General features: G+C 64.0%; 15 protein-coding genes and 1 riboswitch. Of the genes, 9 read left to right on the top strand and 6 right to left on the bottom strand.

The window, feature by feature from the left end; all coding sequences use genetic code 11:
* Positions 1-217 precede the first annotated feature (217 nt).
* From AC1D13_RS13665 to AC1D13_RS13655, 3 genes are all read left to right on the top strand, one after another.
* Positions 218-1,378, top strand: coding sequence for a metallophosphoesterase (locus AC1D13_RS13665; RefSeq protein ID WP_457281877.1), 1,161 nt, complete (start codon positions 218-220; stop codon positions 1,376-1,378).
* Positions 1,379-2,053: 675 nt separating this feature from the next.
* On the top strand, positions 2,054-2,476 hold the full coding sequence (locus AC1D13_RS13660; RefSeq protein ID WP_457282085.1) for a PPC domain-containing DNA-binding protein: 423 nt from the start codon (positions 2,054-2,056) through the stop codon (positions 2,474-2,476).
* A 143-nt stretch (positions 2,477-2,619) separates the two neighbouring features.
* Positions 2,620-2,979, top strand: coding sequence for a hypothetical protein (locus AC1D13_RS13655; RefSeq protein WP_457281876.1), 360 nt, complete (start codon positions 2,620-2,622; stop codon positions 2,977-2,979).
* 103 nt (positions 2,980-3,082) lie between these two features.
* Here AC1D13_RS13655 and AC1D13_RS13650 read toward each other — a convergent pair whose 3' ends face one another.
* The 4 genes from AC1D13_RS13650 to AC1D13_RS13635 all read right to left on the bottom strand — a co-directional run bounded on the left by AC1D13_RS13650 (position 3,083) and on the right by AC1D13_RS13635 (position 7,434).
* Positions 3,083-4,021, bottom strand: a complete 939-nt coding sequence (locus AC1D13_RS13650; protein ID WP_457281875.1) for a TIGR03915 family putative DNA repair protein — start codon at positions 4,019-4,021, stop codon at positions 3,083-3,085.
* 299 nt (positions 4,022-4,320) lie between these two features.
* Entirely contained in the window at positions 4,321-5,346 is a 1,026-nt protein-coding gene (locus AC1D13_RS13645; protein WP_457281874.1) for a lysylphosphatidylglycerol synthase domain-containing protein, read from the bottom strand.
* A gap of 7 nt (positions 5,347-5,353) precedes the next feature.
* Complete coding sequence (clsB, locus tag AC1D13_RS13640) at positions 5,354-6,628, bottom strand: cardiolipin synthase ClsB (protein WP_457281873.1); 1,275 nt, start codon at positions 6,626-6,628, stop codon at positions 5,354-5,356.
* Between the two features lie 2 nt (positions 6,629-6,630).
* Complete coding sequence (locus AC1D13_RS13635) at positions 6,631-7,434, bottom strand: endonuclease/exonuclease/phosphatase family protein (RefSeq protein ID WP_457282084.1); 804 nt, start codon at positions 7,432-7,434, stop codon at positions 6,631-6,633.
* A gap of 440 nt (positions 7,435-7,874) precedes the next feature.
* On the opposite strand from AC1D13_RS13635, the gene AC1D13_RS13630 reads away from it, so the two are divergent.
* Positions 7,875-8,177, top strand: coding sequence for a hypothetical protein (locus AC1D13_RS13630; protein WP_457281872.1), 303 nt, complete (start codon positions 7,875-7,877; stop codon positions 8,175-8,177).
* Positions 8,178-8,262: 85 nt separating this feature from the next.
* Positions 8,263-8,733 (top strand): hypothetical protein, encoded by a 471-nt coding sequence (locus tag AC1D13_RS13625; protein ID WP_457281871.1) that lies wholly within the window; start codon positions 8,263-8,265, stop codon positions 8,731-8,733.
* Positions 8,734-8,829: 96 nt separating this feature from the next.
* Here AC1D13_RS13625 and AC1D13_RS13620 read toward each other — a convergent pair whose 3' ends face one another.
* Together AC1D13_RS13620 and AC1D13_RS13615 are read right to left on the bottom strand one after the other, a co-directional pair.
* The gene (locus AC1D13_RS13620) at positions 8,830-9,900 is read right to left on the bottom strand and encodes a flavodoxin family protein (protein WP_477689709.1); all 1,071 of its coding nucleotides are present in this window, start codon (positions 9,898-9,900) and stop codon (positions 8,830-8,832) included.
* Between the two features lie 252 nt (positions 9,901-10,152).
* A complete protein-coding gene (locus AC1D13_RS13615) occupies positions 10,153-10,710 on the bottom strand; it encodes a Spy/CpxP family protein refolding chaperone (RefSeq protein WP_477689708.1) in 558 nt (185 codons plus the stop codon).
* Positions 10,711-10,978: 268 nt separating this feature from the next.
* Here AC1D13_RS13615 and AC1D13_RS13610 point away from each other — a divergent pair, with 268 nt between their 5' ends.
* From AC1D13_RS13610 to thiS, 4 genes are all read left to right on the top strand, one after another.
* Positions 10,979-11,629 (top strand): hypothetical protein, encoded by a 651-nt coding sequence (locus AC1D13_RS13610; RefSeq protein WP_457306457.1) that lies wholly within the window; start codon positions 10,979-10,981, stop codon positions 11,627-11,629.
* A gap of 87 nt (positions 11,630-11,716) precedes the next feature.
* A riboswitch (TPP riboswitch) is annotated at positions 11,717-11,840 on the top strand.
* 79 nt (positions 11,841-11,919) lie between these two features.
* A complete protein-coding gene (thiC, locus tag AC1D13_RS13605; RefSeq protein ID WP_477689707.1) occupies positions 11,920-13,839 on the top strand; it encodes a phosphomethylpyrimidine synthase ThiC in 1,920 nt (639 codons plus the stop codon).
* A gap of 23 nt (positions 13,840-13,862) precedes the next feature.
* Positions 13,863-14,924, top strand: a complete 1,062-nt coding sequence (thiO, locus tag AC1D13_RS13600; protein WP_477689706.1) for a glycine oxidase ThiO — start codon at positions 13,863-13,865, stop codon at positions 14,922-14,924.
* Positions 14,917-15,141, top strand: a complete 225-nt coding sequence (gene thiS, locus AC1D13_RS13595; protein WP_477689705.1) for a sulfur carrier protein ThiS — start codon at positions 14,917-14,919, stop codon at positions 15,139-15,141. The genes thiO and thiS overlap by 8 nt, the downstream gene beginning before the upstream one ends.
* Positions 15,142-15,271 lie beyond the last annotated feature (130 nt).

The raw sequence follows: 15,271 nt of genomic DNA, 5'->3' as shown, positions 1-15,271 counted from the left end.
AAGAAAGATGGCCGAGGGTAGCGTGCGAAGGGGCGGATTCGCACGCACGCTTTGTCGCACTTGTGAGCGTATGAAACGCTGGCCCGTGACTTGTGGCACGCTGGTGGTGGTGTTTGCGTGGCGCGGCAGCCCCGCTTTAAAGCAGCGCCGGCATTGAATGCGCGCGTCCCGTACCCATGTGCAGGGGTCATCAGCTCGTCATTACCCTGGACATTTCATGAACTTCCTGCCGCTGGCGCTTGTAACCGCGCTGCTCCATGTTTACATTGGTGCACGCCTTCTACCCGGGTTGGGGGCGTATCCCGCGGGGCAATGGCTGTTTGCCGCGGTCCTTGTGGTGTCGGCCTTTGTCATGCCGCTGGGGCTGATGGCCGGCCGTGTAGCCAAACAGCCTTTGGCCGATGTGCTGACCTGGGCGGGCCTGCTTTTCATGGGCCTGTTTTCGTCGCTGCTGGTGTTGACGGTGGCGCGTGATGCGGCACTGCTGGTGCTGTGGCTGGCCGATGCCGTGGCGCCCGGCCACCTGCCGCTGGCGTGGCTGCGCACGGTGTCGGCCGAGGCGGTGCCGCTGCTGGGCGGGCTGATCACCGTGCTGGGTTTTCTGAATGCGCGCCGCACAGCCGCCGTGGTGAAGGTGGATGTGCCCATCAAGGGCCTGCCCGCCGCACTGCAGGGGTTTACCGTGGCGCAGATCAGCGACATCCATGTGGGGCCGACCATCAAGCAGGCGTATTTGCGCCGCATTGTCGACAAGGTCAATGCGCTGGATGCCGATGTGGTAGCCATCACCGGCGACCTGGTGGACGGCAAGGTGAGCGAGCTGGCCTCGCACGTGGCGCCGCTGGCGGAGCTGCAGTCGCGCCACGGCACGTATTTTGTGACGGGCAACCATGAGTACTACTCGGGCGCGCATGCCTGGATTGACGAGCTGCGCCGGCTGGGCCTGACGGTGCTGCTGAACCAGCATGTGGTGATTCGACCGCCACTTCTTGCTGCGGGCCAGGACGCCACGCCGCTGGTGCTGGCGGGTGTGACGGACTACAGCGGCGGGCATTTTGACCCAACCCATCGCAGTGACCCGGAGGCGGCTCTGCGTGGTGCGCCGCTGGAGGCCGTGCGCGTGTTGCTGGCGCACCAGCCGCGCAGTGCGGCGGCGGCGGCCAAAGCCGGCTTTGACCTGCAGCTGTCGGGCCATACGCATGGCGGGCAGTTTTATCCGTGGAATTTGTTTGTGCGGTTTCAGCAGCCGTTTACGGCGGGCTTGCACAAGCTGCAGAACCTGTGGGTTTATACGAGCCGCGGGACGGGGTACTGGGGGCCGCCCAAACGGTTTGGGGCGCCTTCGGAGATTACTTTTTTGAGGTTGGTGGTGGGGTAAGGTTGTGTTGATTTGATGGTTGCGCTCTTTGCTGAGGGCGGCTGGCCGGGGGTTGCCCGGCATGCAAGTAACTTTCTTTTGCTTCGCCAAAAGAAAGTCACCAAAGAAAAGGCGACCCTGCTGTCTGCGACCCCTGCGCTGCGCTCCGGGGCAACCTGCGGTGCTCGGTTCAGGCGGGGTCTCGCTCGAACTCGCTACGTTGCACTTCGCTCAGACAATCGCGATCCCTGATCCGCCTGGACCTGCGCTCCTCGGCGCAGACAGAAGGGCAAATCGGGAACGGGGACAAAATGCCAAAGACAAATATCAACTCCAATACCAACAAGGACACGCCATGGCGTGTCCTTGTTTCTTCCGTATTCGGGTTCTTGTTTTTGGCTGTTGGTATTCCTTCCCCCACCCCTTGTGGATGCGCCGAGGAGCGCAGGTCCAGACGGATCAGGGCAAAAACTTGTTTGAGCGAAGCGAGTTGTTTTTGACCCCGGCTGGACCGAGCACCGCAGGTTGCCCGTAGCGAAGCGTAGGGACGCAGGAACCAGGGTCGCCTTTTCTTTGCTTACTTTCTTTTGGCGAAGCAAAAGAAAGTGAGTTGCATGCCGGGCAACCCCCGGCCAGCAGCCCTCAGCAAGAGCACACAGCTTGAACAACAACAGCAACATCGTCTACCCTCCACCCATGCCCCAAACCCAAACCCTCCGCCTGAACCCTGGCGACGACCTGCGAACAGCCCTGGATGCAGCATTCGCCCAGCTGCAGGCCGAGCAGAACACCCGCGCGGCTTGCGTCATCTCTGCGGTGGGAAGCCTGTCTCGCGCCGTGCTGCGCTACGCGGCCGAGCCGCAGGGAACGGTGTTGGTGGAGCCGCTGGAATTGATCACGCTGTCGGGCACGTTGAGCCCGGACGGTGCGCACCTGCATGCCAGCGTGGCCAATGCGCGGGGAGAGATGTGTGGCGGCCATGTGATGCCGGGTTGCATTGTGCGGACGACCGCTGAAATTGTGCTGGTGTCGTTGCAGGGTTGGGTGTTTGCGCGTGAGCATGACGCGCGGACCGGGTTCAAGGAACTGGTGGCGAAGCCGGCAACGCCCTGGTCGTGAAAGCAGGGGCCGCGTCTGTAGGCCGGCCCTGACAGCCGTGCTGGCGTCATGGCCATGGCGGGCGTGGAGGACAGGCGTAGAGTGGTGTTAGCGCATTACCACGCACGCAACCTACCAGCACCCAGTATCAAGGAGGCATGTTCATGTTGAAACAACCACCCTTTTCCGTCGCTTCCGTCGCCCTGCCGGGCGTTGTGTTGGCAATGGCCCTGACGCTTTTCACAGGACCACAGGCGGTAGCCCAGACATCGCAAACCACACAGCCGGCCGCGGCACCCGATACCGCAGTGCCGACGGCTCCCTTGAGGAATCCGATGAACCGCAACCCGGCGCGCCGGGCGTCTGAACCCGAAGCGCCGCCCCCGCCGCCGGATCCGCGTGACTCGACCATCCGTCCGGTGACGCCGCCCGGCAACGACGGTCGTGACGCGGTATCGCCCTCGCCGAATGCGACACCTGCGCCTGGTGTTGCGCCAACGCGGCCGCCTCTTGCCAAGCCCTGAGGCGGATTTGCTGCCTGTTTATAGCCCGTGAGCGGTATGGCGTGGCATCAAGGATGAATGCCAAATGACGCCCTGGCCCAACAGGGACAAGCGCAAGCAGCTATTAAATTGATAGTGGCTGACCGGCGGCAGCCTTCGGTGTGCGCGCCTTGCGGGCGCCGGCCGAGCTGCGGTTTTTCCGGTAGTAACGCTGCGGCGAATCTTTCTGCATCATCCGGCGGCGCAGGCGCGCGGGGTGAAAGACCTGTTCGTACTGCGTTAGCCAGCGCTGTTCGCTGGCGTCGGGTGAGGGGGCGGTCTGCCTGTCGGCGGCGGGGCCGAAGCGCAGTGAAGCCGGGGCGTCGGCCGGCTTGTGGCCTGGTCGTACTTCTTCCGGGGGCAGCACCGGCGCAGCGTGCCGGCCGTGGCCGGTAGCCTGCGGGCCCAGGTAGTCGGACTCGACGCTGCATTGGGGCGTGAGGATGGCCCAGCGCATGTGGGCAAAGCGGCGGGCAAACAGCGGCGCCACGGCTTCAACGATGTGGTGTTCCGGCTCGAACCAGGCCACGTGCAGCGGGCCGCCTTGCGGGCGGGTTTTGAAGGTGTCGTCCTGCACCGAGTGAAAGCGCAGCTGGGCCTTCATTTTCTGCATGTCGTGGCGCACTTCTTCGGCCATTTGCCGGGCCTGCGCCATGTCGGTGTCGAGCTGGTTGTGCCGCAGTTCGGGCTCATGCACCAGACGCCACAGCAGGCGGTAGAGCAGGCTGAAGCGCTGCGGGTTGTTGTGCAGGATGACGGCCTGGCACAGGGTGAGAAATTCGGGTGGGACAGTGACGGTGGGTGCGTCGCTGAGTGCGGGGCTCTGCGCCGTGCCGGTGGGCGGCACGCCTTCAGCGGGCGTGGTGCTGCAATGCCAGATGACTTGCCCAGGCAGGATGTTCTGTGCCAGCAGGCCGCGTGCGGCACGGCGAAAGCCCTCGAGGTCCGTCTGCCCCTGCAGCGTGACAGGCAGCATGGCTTGTGGAAAGAGGTCGTTCGTCAGCAGGTCATTCATCACGCCCATGGACACATCCTTTCTTCACGGTTCAAGCACCCATGGTGCGGCGGCGGCCACCGCGGCGGGTGTAGGCAAAAGAGCCGTCTTCCTGGGTGCGGGCGGCGCATTGCCAGGACAGAAAGCCCGAATTCACTGTATTAATATACAGTGTTTTGGTGATTCAGGTGCGAAAGTGAGGCAAAAATCCCGGGCCTTTTGTGGCTTTGTCGCCTAAATCAGCTGGAAACGACCCCAAAAGGGCGAGGCTGGCGGCAACGGCGCCAAACCTGCTGCGGCGCATGTTTTTTGACCCGGATGAAGTGCCGTCAACGCTGTTTGTGGGCCCGCCGCAGCTTTTTGGCGTGGGTTTCCATGGCGAGATACGCCACAACGGCCACGGTCAGCGGCACCAGGTAATAGATCACGCGGTAAGCCACCAGCGCGGCCAGCAGTTCGTACTGCGGCATCTCGTGCGACAGCAGGGCGACGAACACGGCCTCCAGCACGCCGAGGCCGGCCGGCACATGGGTGATCACGCCGGCAATGGCCGCCAGCAGCAGCACGCTGACGACGGCGGAAAACTCGATGCGGTGCTGCAGCAGGATGAAAATAATGCCCGACATGATGAGCCAGTTGCCGGCGCCCATCAGCAGCTGCAGGCCGGCCAGCCGCACGGAGGGCAACACCACCTCATGGCCGCGCAGCCGCAGCATGCGCCGGCGGGAAAACGCGCAAATGCCGAGATAACCCGCAACAACCGCCAGCAGCACCGCACCGATCAGACGCAGGGAGTTGGTGGTGACAGGCCAGTCCAGGGGCAGGGTGGGCGGCTGCAAGGCAAACACCGCGCCGGCGAGCAGCAGGTACCCCATCCAGTTGGTCAACATGCTCAGCGACATGATGCGGGTGATGGCGCCGTTGCCCAGGCCCAGGCGTGAATAGAGGCGGTAGCGAAAAGCCACGCCGCCCACGAGGGAGCCGAGGTTGAGGTTGAAGGCGTAGCTGACGAAGGTCACTGCCATCACGGTGGGGGCGCGCAACGGGTGGCGGGTGTAGTGGCGGCCCAGCAGGTCGAAGGTGCTGTAAAGCGTGAAGCTGGCCACGGCTAAAAGCACGGCGCCCCAGGCGGCGGTGAGGGGGTAGTCCTCCAGCGCGGTGAGGACCTGGGACCATTCAATCTTGCGAGCCTGCGAGAACAGCAGGCTGGCGATGAGCAGAAAAAATGCGGCGGTGGCGCCGTGCCTGAGCCATGGCCACCAGGCCTTTTTTTTCGGCGCGGCGGGCTGGGGCTTGCCGTGCCGCCGGGGCGGGCGGGGAGGATGGGGCGTGGGCAAGGTGCGGCTTTCGGCCATCACGCGCTCAAATGGGTCTGGCCTGGTGCTGTTGGGGCTCGCGCTGATCGGGCGTGGCCACTTCGGCGGGCGTGATGCGTGGCGCGTGCGCCGGCAGCCAGCCGGCCCAGGCGGGGTAGCGGCGCAGCAGGTGAAAGACAAAGTAGCTGCGCAGCGTGCGCCACCACGTGGGCTTCACCAGGTCCTGGCGGCCTATCTCTTTGCAGCTGTGCTGCATCAGGTGGTCCAGCCGCGTGCCCAGGTCGTTGTTGAAGGTGCGGTCGCGGATCATGACGTTGGCCTCGAGGTTGAGCGCCAGGCTCAGCGGGTCCAGGTTGCTGGAGCCCACGGTGGCCCATTCGTCGTCGATCACGGCCACCTTGCCGTGCAAGGGGCGGTCGCAGTATTCGTAAATGCGCACACCCGCGTCCAGCAGGTGGTGGTAGAGCATGCTGGCGGCGGTCTTGACGATCGCCATGTCGGGCTCGCCCTGCAGGATGAGGTGTACGTCCACACCGCGCCGCGCGGCGTGGCGCATTTCCCTGAGCAGCCGGTAACCGGGAAAGAAATACGCGTTGGCGATCACGACACGCTGGCGCGCCGTGCGGATGGCGGCGCGGTAGTGGCGCTCGATGTCGTTGGTGTGTTTGCGGTTGTCGCGCGTGACAAAAAGCGCCGCGGCGTCGCCCGCCGGCGCGGGCACGTCGTCCCTGCGCCAGGTGCCGGCCACGGAACGGGCGCGTTCGGAAAAACGTTCACGCAAGCCCGTGGGCGGCTCGGCGCCGGCATTGCGCTGCCCCGCCGCCAGGGCCCTGCGCACAAAGCTGTGGATGTCGGCGACAAGGGGGCCTTCAATCTCGACGGCATAGTCCTGCTTGGCCTGCGGGCCGAAGTCGGCCAGGTGGTCCGCCGAATAGTTGATGCCGCCGACGAAAGCACGTTCGCCATCGACGACCACAATCTTGCGGTGCATACGGCGAAACAGGTTGGTGCGCCAGCCCCACAGCCTGGGCCCCGGGTCAAACACATGCACGCGCACGCCGGCCCGCGTCAGGGTGGAAATGAATTCAGGTGACAGGTCCGGCGAGCCGTAGCCGTCGATCGTCAGGTCGATCTGCACGCCGCGCCGCGCCGCCTGGTGCAGGGCCGCGTGCAGCTCTTCACCGACCTTGTCTTCAAACAGGATGAAGGTTTCCACCACCACCTCGCGTTTGGCCGCGGCAATGCACTCAAAGACGCGCGGGAAAAACTCCTCGCCGTTTTCAAGCAGCTGGAACTGGTTGCCGCTTACCCAACGACTCATGTTCAGAGCTCGATTTCTGCCGCAAGGGGCGCGTGATCTGACAGGTGTGACCAGGGCCGCAGAGGCAGCACCACCGGTGCGTGGCCGATGGCGTTGCGCACATAGATGCGGTCCAGCCGCAGCAGGGGCAGGCGTGCGGGAAAGGTGCGCGCCGCCTTGCCGTTGGCCTGCACAAACACCTCATGCAGCTCGGCGCCTTTTTCCAGCCGGGCATGGGCGCGGTGCCGCCAGTCGTTGAAGTCCCCGGCCACCACGACGGGCGCGTGCGGCGGAATGTTGTTGCGCACCAGTTCGCACAGCATGTCCATTTGCTGCTCGCGGTGCGCTTCCATGAGGCCCAGGTGCACGCAGACGGCGTGCACGTTCACGCTGCGGCCGGGTATCTGCAGTTCGCAATGCAGCAGCCCGCGGCGCTCGGGCCCGCTGATGGACACGTCGAGGTTTTCAAAACGCACGATGGGGAACTTGGACAGCACGGCATTGCCGTGGTGCCCGTTGGTGTAGACCGCGTTGCGGCCGTAGGCGAACTGCGGCCAGATGGTGTCGGCCAGGAATTCGTAGTGCGGCGTTTCCGGGTAGTTGTCGAACTTGTCCTGGTGCTTGACGTGGTTGCCCGTCACTTCCTGCAGGAACACCACGTCCGCCCCGACGCCGCGAACGGCTTCGCGCAGCTCGGGCAGGATGAATTTGCGGTTGAAAAAGGTAAAGCCCTTGTGGATGTTGACCGTGAGTACCTTGAACGAGAACGAAGATTCGGGGCTGACCGCTGCAAGTGCAGTCTGCGTGTCGGCCTCGACGGCCTCCATGTCGATCAGCGTGGCGGCTTCAGGAGAGCGGGTGGGCACGGCGACAGACAGGGCATCCGGCCCGCGGCGCGAAGCTGAAGAAGGCGATGGCGATGGCGAAGGGGATTCGGGTGTGGAAGTCGGCATAGGAAAGATAAGCGAGTAGGCCCAGACAGGCAGGCGGAAAGGGCGCAGGACAGGCCTTGGCACCCATTGTTATTCTGCGCCCGGGGAGTGACTGTAGGACAGTAACTTATTTGCGGCAGGGCGCGGCGTACGCAAGCGCCTGGGACGTGCCTTTGGCCACAGCCCGCGGGCGCAGTGTCCTACATGGCGCGGGGGGCCTCTCCGATAAGGCCGGCGGGCCCGGCCCGCTAGATTGAATTCAACGTTAGCCCCGATGAAGTGGCAGGCGTGTTTTTTCAACCCAGCCTACGAGCACAACCCAAGGAACTACTCCCATGTTCAAAACCCCCTCTTCCATGAAGACCCTTTCCCTTGCAGCAGCCATGACGGCCGCACTGATGTTTGGCGCAGCTGCACACGCGCAGACCGATCCTGCGGGCAAACCAGGCGACAGCTCGGGTTCGGTCTCCACCGGTGCAACCGCCAAGACGCCTGAGCAGCGTGACGCCGCCAAGTCCGAAAAACAGGCAGCGAAATCCGACAAGAAGCAGGTCAAGGCCGCCAAACGCGCTGCACGCAAGAGTAAAGCCGCCACTGCAGGCGCTGCCCCCACGGATTCGGGCGGTACCAGCAAGTAAGGCCAGGCGCTGCCTTGGCGCCATGACAGTTTCAGGTTGAAGGTGCGCTGACGCGTTGCCATCACCCTTTTTGAAGGAGTTTGATATGTCCAAGTACTTTATGCGTTCCATTCCTGCGGCCGCTGCGTTGACCGCAGTCACGTTGTTCGGCTCTGCCGGCGCCTTTGCACAGGGCCTCGGTGTGGGTGTCGGCACCGGTGTAGGGGTCGGCGTCTCGGCCGGCCAGAACACCAATATCGACGCCGGTGTTCGCGCGAATGCCGCGGCAGGCGCTACCTCGGACTCCAGCGGACCCTCCTCGGGATCTTCCAGCGGCAGGCTCGGTGCCGGCGCCAATGTCTCCGGCTCAGCCCAGGGGGACACCTCCGCAGGCAGCAGGGCCGCGGCCGCGGTGGACAACACTGCCCGCAGCACCGGACGGGCTGTAGCCCGCACCGGCAACGCCGTGAAGAGCGGCGCCAAGCGCACCTACAACAAACTGGATAGCGCTGCGGGCAGTGCCCGTGTCCAGGGCAGTGTTCAGGGTGATGCGGCCGTCGGCGGCACTTCGAAGTAAGGGCAGGCAAGGTGCGGGTGTAATCGCCGCAAGGTAGTTGCACCGCCACAAAGCCGGGCACGGGGTTCTACCTGCCCGGCTTTTTTCGCGCCTGCGTTATTTGGGCCGGGGCTGCTGCAAGCCCTTGCCGGGCTGGGGTAGCTTCCCGGCCCGGAGTTCGGTGACAGCGGTGGCAACCGCCCTGGCCACGTTGCGGACTTCTTCCATCAGGGCTTTGTCTGCGTCCAGCGTGTCGTGGCTGGTGGCATAGGGTTCGTAGTAGCCGATGTAGCGGTCCAGCCGGGCCTGGCTGCCGGCGTCGATCAGGCCCATCCAGTCCAGCCAGTCGCACAGGCCGCGGCGTGTGCCTTCGATCCCGGCCACGTCGCCATGCACCACGACACCGTACGCGCGGCCGGCCAGGTGCTTGGGATAGTCCCAGCCTTTCATCTCCAGCGCCTTGGCTTCCTCAGGCTTTTTGCCGTGGGTGGTGGTGGGGTCGGGGTTGCCGCCGTCGGCACACACCAGGCGGTCGATCATGAGCTTGAGCGGGCTGGGTGACTGGTACCAGTACACGGGCGTGAGGATGATGACGGCATGCGCAGCCGTCCAGCGTTCGTAGATCTCGGCCATCCAGTCGCTGGTTTGCCCCAATGCATGGTTGGGGTAGCAGCTGCAAGGCCAGTGGCACAGCGGCATGGCGGTCGACACGCAGCCTTTGCAGGGGTGGATGTTGAGGCGGTAGCTGGAGGTGAGCAGGCTGAGGTCCAGCACATCGGGATTCATGTCTGCCTCTTGGAGCGTGGTCTTCGCGCTGTTGAGCAGGCGCCAGGTCTTGGAGATTTCGCCGGGGCAGGTGCCGTCGTTGCGGGCGGAGCCGCACACCAGCAGCACGCGGGAAGGCGTGGCCGGGTCTTTCCAGGCCGCCTGCGCTTTGGCCAGGCGTTCGCGGGTTTCCAGCCATTCGACGGACAGGTCGTAGTCGGGGTCGGAAAATTCTTCCCCGGCCTTGCGCGTGTGGGGCGCCTTGCGGCCCTCCTGGTAGGCATCCCAGGCCACGCTTTCAAGCCGGGCCAGGGCTTCGTCTTCCTGCCGGAATGCCGGGTCGACAAAAGATTGCATGAAGCGTTCGTGGAACGCGTCGCGTGAAAGGACGGCCGGTGCCTGGCCTTTGCGTACCGTGGTCATCTGCCGAGTCTAGTGACCCTGCAGGGCTTGAACCGGGGGTTTCGATGCCGTCCTACGCGGGCTTTCGGCGCCGTCTGGCGAGCTGCGGTTTTTGGTAAAAATGGCCTGTAATCCTTATGTAAGCAGCGCAGACAGCTATCAAAATAATAGCTAATGAGAAATGTGAACTGGCCACAAAAAAGCCCGCACGCAGCCGTTGGGGCTGCCGTGCGGGCCTGACACCGCTTCAGTTCAGCGTGTCATGGTTGCAGCTCAGCCTTTTTGCGGGGCGGGGCCACCTTGGCCGCGAGGACCGCCATGGCGCATGCCGTGCTTTTTGTGCTCGGCATCAAAGGTTTTTTGCTGCTCGGGTGTGAGCCCCGCGTAGAAGGTCTTGGTGGCTTCACCGCGCTTGTCCATCGCCGCGTTCATTTCGGCCATGCGCTGGGTGCGCATTTCCTTCATCTTGTCGATGCGCTGGGGCGTGGTCAGCTTGTCGAACTCGGCGCGTTGCTCCGGCGTGGGGCGTGCTCCGTGTGCGGGCGGCTGCATGGAGGCGGTGTAGCTGGTCCATGCGCCTTCCTGGGCAGGCGTGAGCTTGAGCTTGGCCTTCAGTTCGGCCTGGTGCTTGGCGATCATGGCCTGCATCTTGGCGGGGTCGTGGCGGCCCATGCGGCCTTCGTGGGGGCCGGCAGGCTTGCCTGCGGCGGGCGGCGATCCGGCGGGTGGTGCAGGAGGCGTTTGTGCCATGGCACCGGCGCCAACGGTTGCCAGCAGGCCGGCCAGTACGAGGCTGTTGAGGGAAGCAGGGCGGTTGAATGCGAATTTCATGGGGAACTTCCTTTCAGGAGAAGATGCCTGAGTTCCATTGAGTCGTGACATACGGCTTTTGGCTTCAGGTTGAAAGCAAGTGTGCGGGCCGTCTGTTTCCCTGGCGTTGCCGGGCGATGACGGTATGTAAAGTTTGGTGAAAGCCTGGTGGTGGCCACGGGGCAAGGACGTAAATATTGCCGGAGGCCGTTTTGCGGACGGCCGTGCCTCACGGCCAGGGCTTGCGGGTATGCTGTGTGCCTCAACGTCTTACCCGTCCGCCGACCAAATGAGTTTTTTGTCTGAACTGAAGAAGCACGCCACGGAACTGCAAAGCCGGCAACTCGGTGTGCAGCAAGACCTGAGCACCAACACGCAAAACTGCGAATTCGCATGCAAGATGGCGCGCAAATACCTGCAGGAACTGTGCGCGCAGCTCAATGTGATCAGACCGCCGGCGCCCGGCGACTACAGCCTGAATGGGAAACAGCCGTTCCCGCCGCTTGCGCTGGCAAACCTTCGGTGCGACGCCCGTACCAAGATGCTGAGAAACGCAGAAGCGATTGACTACATCGGGATGGGATGGGATCTGCTTCCGGCCAAGGGAAGTGTGGCCGTCCATAGCGTGACAGTGAACTTCCCGCCGGATCTTGAACGGGTGACGAGCCGCCTGTCTGTCGGCAAGGTACCGCATGAGCGCAAGGAGCAGCGCCATCCGGAAACCAACAAACTGTTGGCCTATGTGTTCGAGTATGAAACGCAGACACGGGGTTTTATCACGGTCACGCCGGACCACGACCGCGGCGAAATTGCCTTCCGGATCAGCAATGTGGGCGGCTTTGGTGTGGAAAACACGACCTACCCCGCGGCACAGGTTACGCCGGGCCTGATGGACGAATTGGCCAAAAAACTGGTTGGGCAGGCGAGCCGCTTTGGGTAACTGGCCCCTGGTTTTTGTCTCCCTCGCCGGTTAAGGTGCTATTGACCACGGTCAATTGCCATTACCGGCCGGCCTGCCTACAATGGCTTCAGCTTGTCGGGGTGCCAAGGATGTTTCCGTGAGGAGGCTTTCGAGGCTGAGATCGCAGTTTGCGAGACCCGCTGAACCTGATCGGGATTATCCCCGCGTAGGGAACAACGCAATTGGCTCCGGAACTCCGCAGCGGCATCCCACATGCCACCGATGGACCCCCGGCTCCCCAGCAGGCACCCCACCTTCTGGAGAACCACATGGCCAAAACCCGACTCACCGTTGACACCCAAGACCTCACCAGTCGCATCACGCGCGCGCCTTTTCCGGGCTCGGCAAAAATCTACATTGAAGGCTCGCGTCCCGACATCCGCGTTCCGTTCCGTGAAGTCACGCTGACCGACACGCTGGTGCACGAAGGCGCCGGCGAGCCGCGCCGCGAGGCCAACCCGCCGCTGCGTTTGTATGACGCTTCGGGTGTCTACACCGACCCGGCCTCGCCCATCGACATTACGCGCGGCCTGCCGCCGCTGCGCGGCGCCTGGATCAACGAGCGCCAGGACACCGAAGCCCTGCCCGGCATCAGCAGCGCCTACGGCCGTGAGCGCCTGAACGATCCGGCCCTGGCCGCGCTACGCATGGCGCATGCGCCCGTGCCGCGACGCGCCAAGGCCGGCGCCAATGTGTCGCAGATGCATTACGCGCGCAAAGGCATCATCACCCCCGAGATGGAATACATCGCGGTGCGCGAAAACCTGGTGCGCGCGCAGCTGGCTGAGCGCCTGGCCACTGAACGCATGCCGAAAAAAGGGCACTCCTTCAACGCCGCGATTCCGGAGCAGATCACGGCCGAGTTTGTGCGCGACGAAGTGGCGCGCGGCCGCGCCGTCATTCCGAACAACGTCAACCACCCTGAGAGCGAGCCGATGATCATCGGCCGCAACTTCCTGATCAAGGTGAATGCCAACATCGGCAACTCGGCGGTCACCTCGAGCATCGAAGAAGAAGTCGACAAGCTGGTCTGGTCGATCCGATGGGGCGCAGACACCGTGATGGATCTCTCGACGGGCGAGAACATCCATGAAACACGCGAATGGATTTTGCGCAACTCGCCGGTACCCATCGGCACGGTGCCGATTTACCAGGCGCTGGAAAAAGTCAACGGCAAGGCCGAAGACCTGACCTGGGAAATCTTCCGCGACACGCTGATCGAGCAGGCCGAGCAGGGCGTGGACTACTTCACCATCCACGCCGGTGTGCGCCTGGCCTATGTGCCGCTCACGGCGAATCGCCTGACGGGCATCGTCTCGCGCGGCGGCTCCATCATGGCCAAGTGGTGCCTGTCGCACCACAAGGAAAGCTTCTTGTACGAACGCTTTGACGAGATCTGCGAGATCATGAAGGCGTATGACGTGTGCTTCTCGCTGGGCGACGGCCTGCGCCCCGGCTCGATTGCCGATGCGAACGACGAAGCGCAGTTTGCCGAGCTGCACACGCTGGGCGAGCTCACACAGATCGCCTGGAAGCACGACGTGCAGGTGATGATCGAAGGCCCCGGCCACGTGCCGCTGCAGCTGGTGAAGGAAAACGTCGACAAGCAGCTCGAAGCCTGCTTTGAAGCGCCTTTCTATACGCTGGGCCCGCTGATCACCGACATTTCGCCGGGCTATGACCACATCTCTTCGGCCATGGGCGCGGCCAACATCGGCTGGTACGGCACGGCCATGCTCTGCTACGTGACGCCGAAAGAGCATTTGGGCCTGCCCAACCGCGACGATGTGAAGCAGGGCCTGATCGCCTACAAGATCGCCGCGCATGCGGGCGACCTGGCCAAGGGCTACCCTGGCGCGCAGATGTGGGACAACGCGGTGTCGAAAGCGCGCTTTGAGTTCCGCTGGGAAGACCAGTTCCGCCTGGCGATCGACCCTGACACGGCGATGGCGTATCACGACGAAACGCTGCCCAAAGAGAACGCCAAGGTGGCGCATTTCTGCTCGATGTGCGGGCCGAAGTTCTGTTCGATGAAAATCTCGCAGGAGGTGCGCGAGTTTGCGCGGCTCAACCCGGCCACCACCACGCTGGCGTCGGCCACCACGACAATTCCCATCAAGCAGATCGCCACCGGCTTTGAGGAAAAGGCCAAGGAGTTCCGCGAAGGCGGGAGCGAGATTTATTCCTGAGTTGTTTCGGAGCCGTCCCTGACATGAGCACTTTGCACATCGGCATCGCGGGCGCAGGCCTGGCCGGACGCACGCTGGCCTGGCGCCTGCTGCGCGCCGGCTGCCGCGTCAGCCTGTTCGATGCGCGGGCGCGTGACGATCTGGCCACGGCCTCGATGACGGCGGCGGCGATGCTCTCGCCGCTGGCGGAGCTGGCGGTGGCTGACGAGGCCGTGTTTGCCCTGGGCCAGCGCTCGATGCAGCTATGGCCGCAATGGATTGCCGAGCTGGAGGTTGCAGGCTTGCCGGTGTATTTCCGGCGCGAAGGTACGCTGGTGGTGGCCCATGCACCCGACCAGAGTTCGCTGGAACATTTCACCCGCCTGCTGATGCACAAGCTGCCTGATGCGTCACGTGCGCAGGTGCAGGCGCTTGATGCCGCTGCGCTGGGCCGGGCCGAGCCCGCGCTTGCCGGGCGCTTTGGCGGCGGCCTGTTGCTGGAGGGCGAAGGCCAGCTGGCCAATGACCAGTGGATGGCCGCGCTGGCGGTGGAGATCGACAGGCTGGGCGGCACCTGGCTCGAAGGCCAGGCAGTCAACGCTGTGGAAGAGGGCCGCATTGTCTGCGCCGGACAAACCCATGGCGTGGATGTTGCGGTGGACGCACGCGGTGTGGGTGCGAAGGAAGGCTGGCCGCAGCTGCGCGGCGTGCGCGGCGAGGTGCTGACGGTGGAATGCGCCGGCGTGACGTTGCAGCGCCCGGTGCGCCTGATGCATCCGCGCTACCAGCTGTATGTGGCGCCGCGGCCCGGCCACCGTTTTGTGGTGGGCGCGACCGAGCTGGAATCGGAAGACAGCGGGCCGGTGACCTTGCGCTCCACACTCGAGCTCGCCAGCGCGCTGCACAGCCTGCACCCGGCTTTTGGCGAGGCCAGGGTGCTGCGCCTGGCGGCTGCACTGCGGCCTGCGCTGGACGACCACCGGCCGGCGATTGCGCTGCGCAACGGTGTCTGGCACATCAATGGCCTGTACCGTCATGGGTATCTGTGCGCGCCCGCGCTGGTGGATGGGCTTGTCCATAAACTCCTGAGTACGGAGAATGAATGACATGACGACGACAACATTGGAAATATCGTTGAACGGTGAACGCATGGAAACCGATGCGCCGACACTGCAGGCATTGCTGCAGGCGCGGGGCTACGACTTCAAGAGCGCCTTTGCCTGCGCCATCAACAATGGGTTTGTGCCGCGGCCGCAGTGGCCGGAGCGCGCGCTACAGGATGGTGATCGCATCGATGTGGTGACCCCGATTACAGGGGGATAGACATGACACACCCCTGTCGGATGCTCACTGCGTGTAGCACCTTCCCCCCTTGCAGGGGGCGACGCTGGCGGCCTGGCGGAGCCAGTTCCGCGGCGTCTGCTGGCATCGCGATACTTTTGCGGAACGCTTG

This window comes from Polaromonas sp. P1_E12, from assembly GCF_056405975.1.
Note: the sequence above shows the minus strand (reverse complement) of the source record. Positions and strands in the feature narration are given on the sequence as shown.

Coding starts and splice junctions, on each gene's coding strand:
- AC1D13_RS13630 (WP_457281872.1), top strand. CDS start 7,875: ATGTTCAAAACCCCCTCTTCCATGAAGACCCTTTCCCTTGCAGCAGCC.
- AC1D13_RS13615 (WP_477689708.1), bottom strand. CDS start 10,710: ATGAAATTCGCATTCAACCGCCCTGCTTCCCTCAACAGCCTCGTACTG.
- thiO (WP_477689706.1), top strand. CDS start 13,863: ATGAGCACTTTGCACATCGGCATCGCGGGCGCAGGCCTGGCCGGACGC.
- AC1D13_RS13650 (WP_457281875.1), bottom strand. CDS start 4,021: ATGGGCGTGATGAATGACCTGCTGACGAACGACCTCTTTCCACAAGCC.
- AC1D13_RS13610 (WP_457306457.1), top strand. CDS start 10,979: ATGAGTTTTTTGTCTGAACTGAAGAAGCACGCCACGGAACTGCAAAGC.
- thiS (WP_477689705.1), top strand. CDS start 14,917: ATGAATGACATGACGACGACAACATTGGAAATATCGTTGAACGGTGAA.
- AC1D13_RS13665 (WP_457281877.1), top strand. CDS start 218: ATGAACTTCCTGCCGCTGGCGCTTGTAACCGCGCTGCTCCATGTTTAC.
- AC1D13_RS13625 (WP_457281871.1), top strand. CDS start 8,263: ATGTCCAAGTACTTTATGCGTTCCATTCCTGCGGCCGCTGCGTTGACC.
- AC1D13_RS13635 (WP_457282084.1), bottom strand. CDS start 7,434: ATGGAGGCCGTCGAGGCCGACACGCAGACTGCACTTGCAGCGGTCAGC.
- AC1D13_RS13620 (WP_477689709.1), bottom strand. CDS start 9,900: ATGACCACGGTACGCAAAGGCCAGGCACCGGCCGTCCTTTCACGCGAC.
- thiC (WP_477689707.1), top strand. CDS start 11,920: ATGGCCAAAACCCGACTCACCGTTGACACCCAAGACCTCACCAGTCGC.
- clsB (WP_457281873.1), bottom strand. CDS start 6,628: ATGAGTCGTTGGGTAAGCGGCAACCAGTTCCAGCTGCTTGAAAACGGC.
- AC1D13_RS13645 (WP_457281874.1), bottom strand. CDS start 5,346: ATGGCCGAAAGCCGCACCTTGCCCACGCCCCATCCTCCCCGCCCGCCC.
- AC1D13_RS13655 (WP_457281876.1), top strand. CDS start 2,620: ATGTTGAAACAACCACCCTTTTCCGTCGCTTCCGTCGCCCTGCCGGGC.
- AC1D13_RS13660 (WP_457282085.1), top strand. CDS start 2,054: ATGCCCCAAACCCAAACCCTCCGCCTGAACCCTGGCGACGACCTGCGA.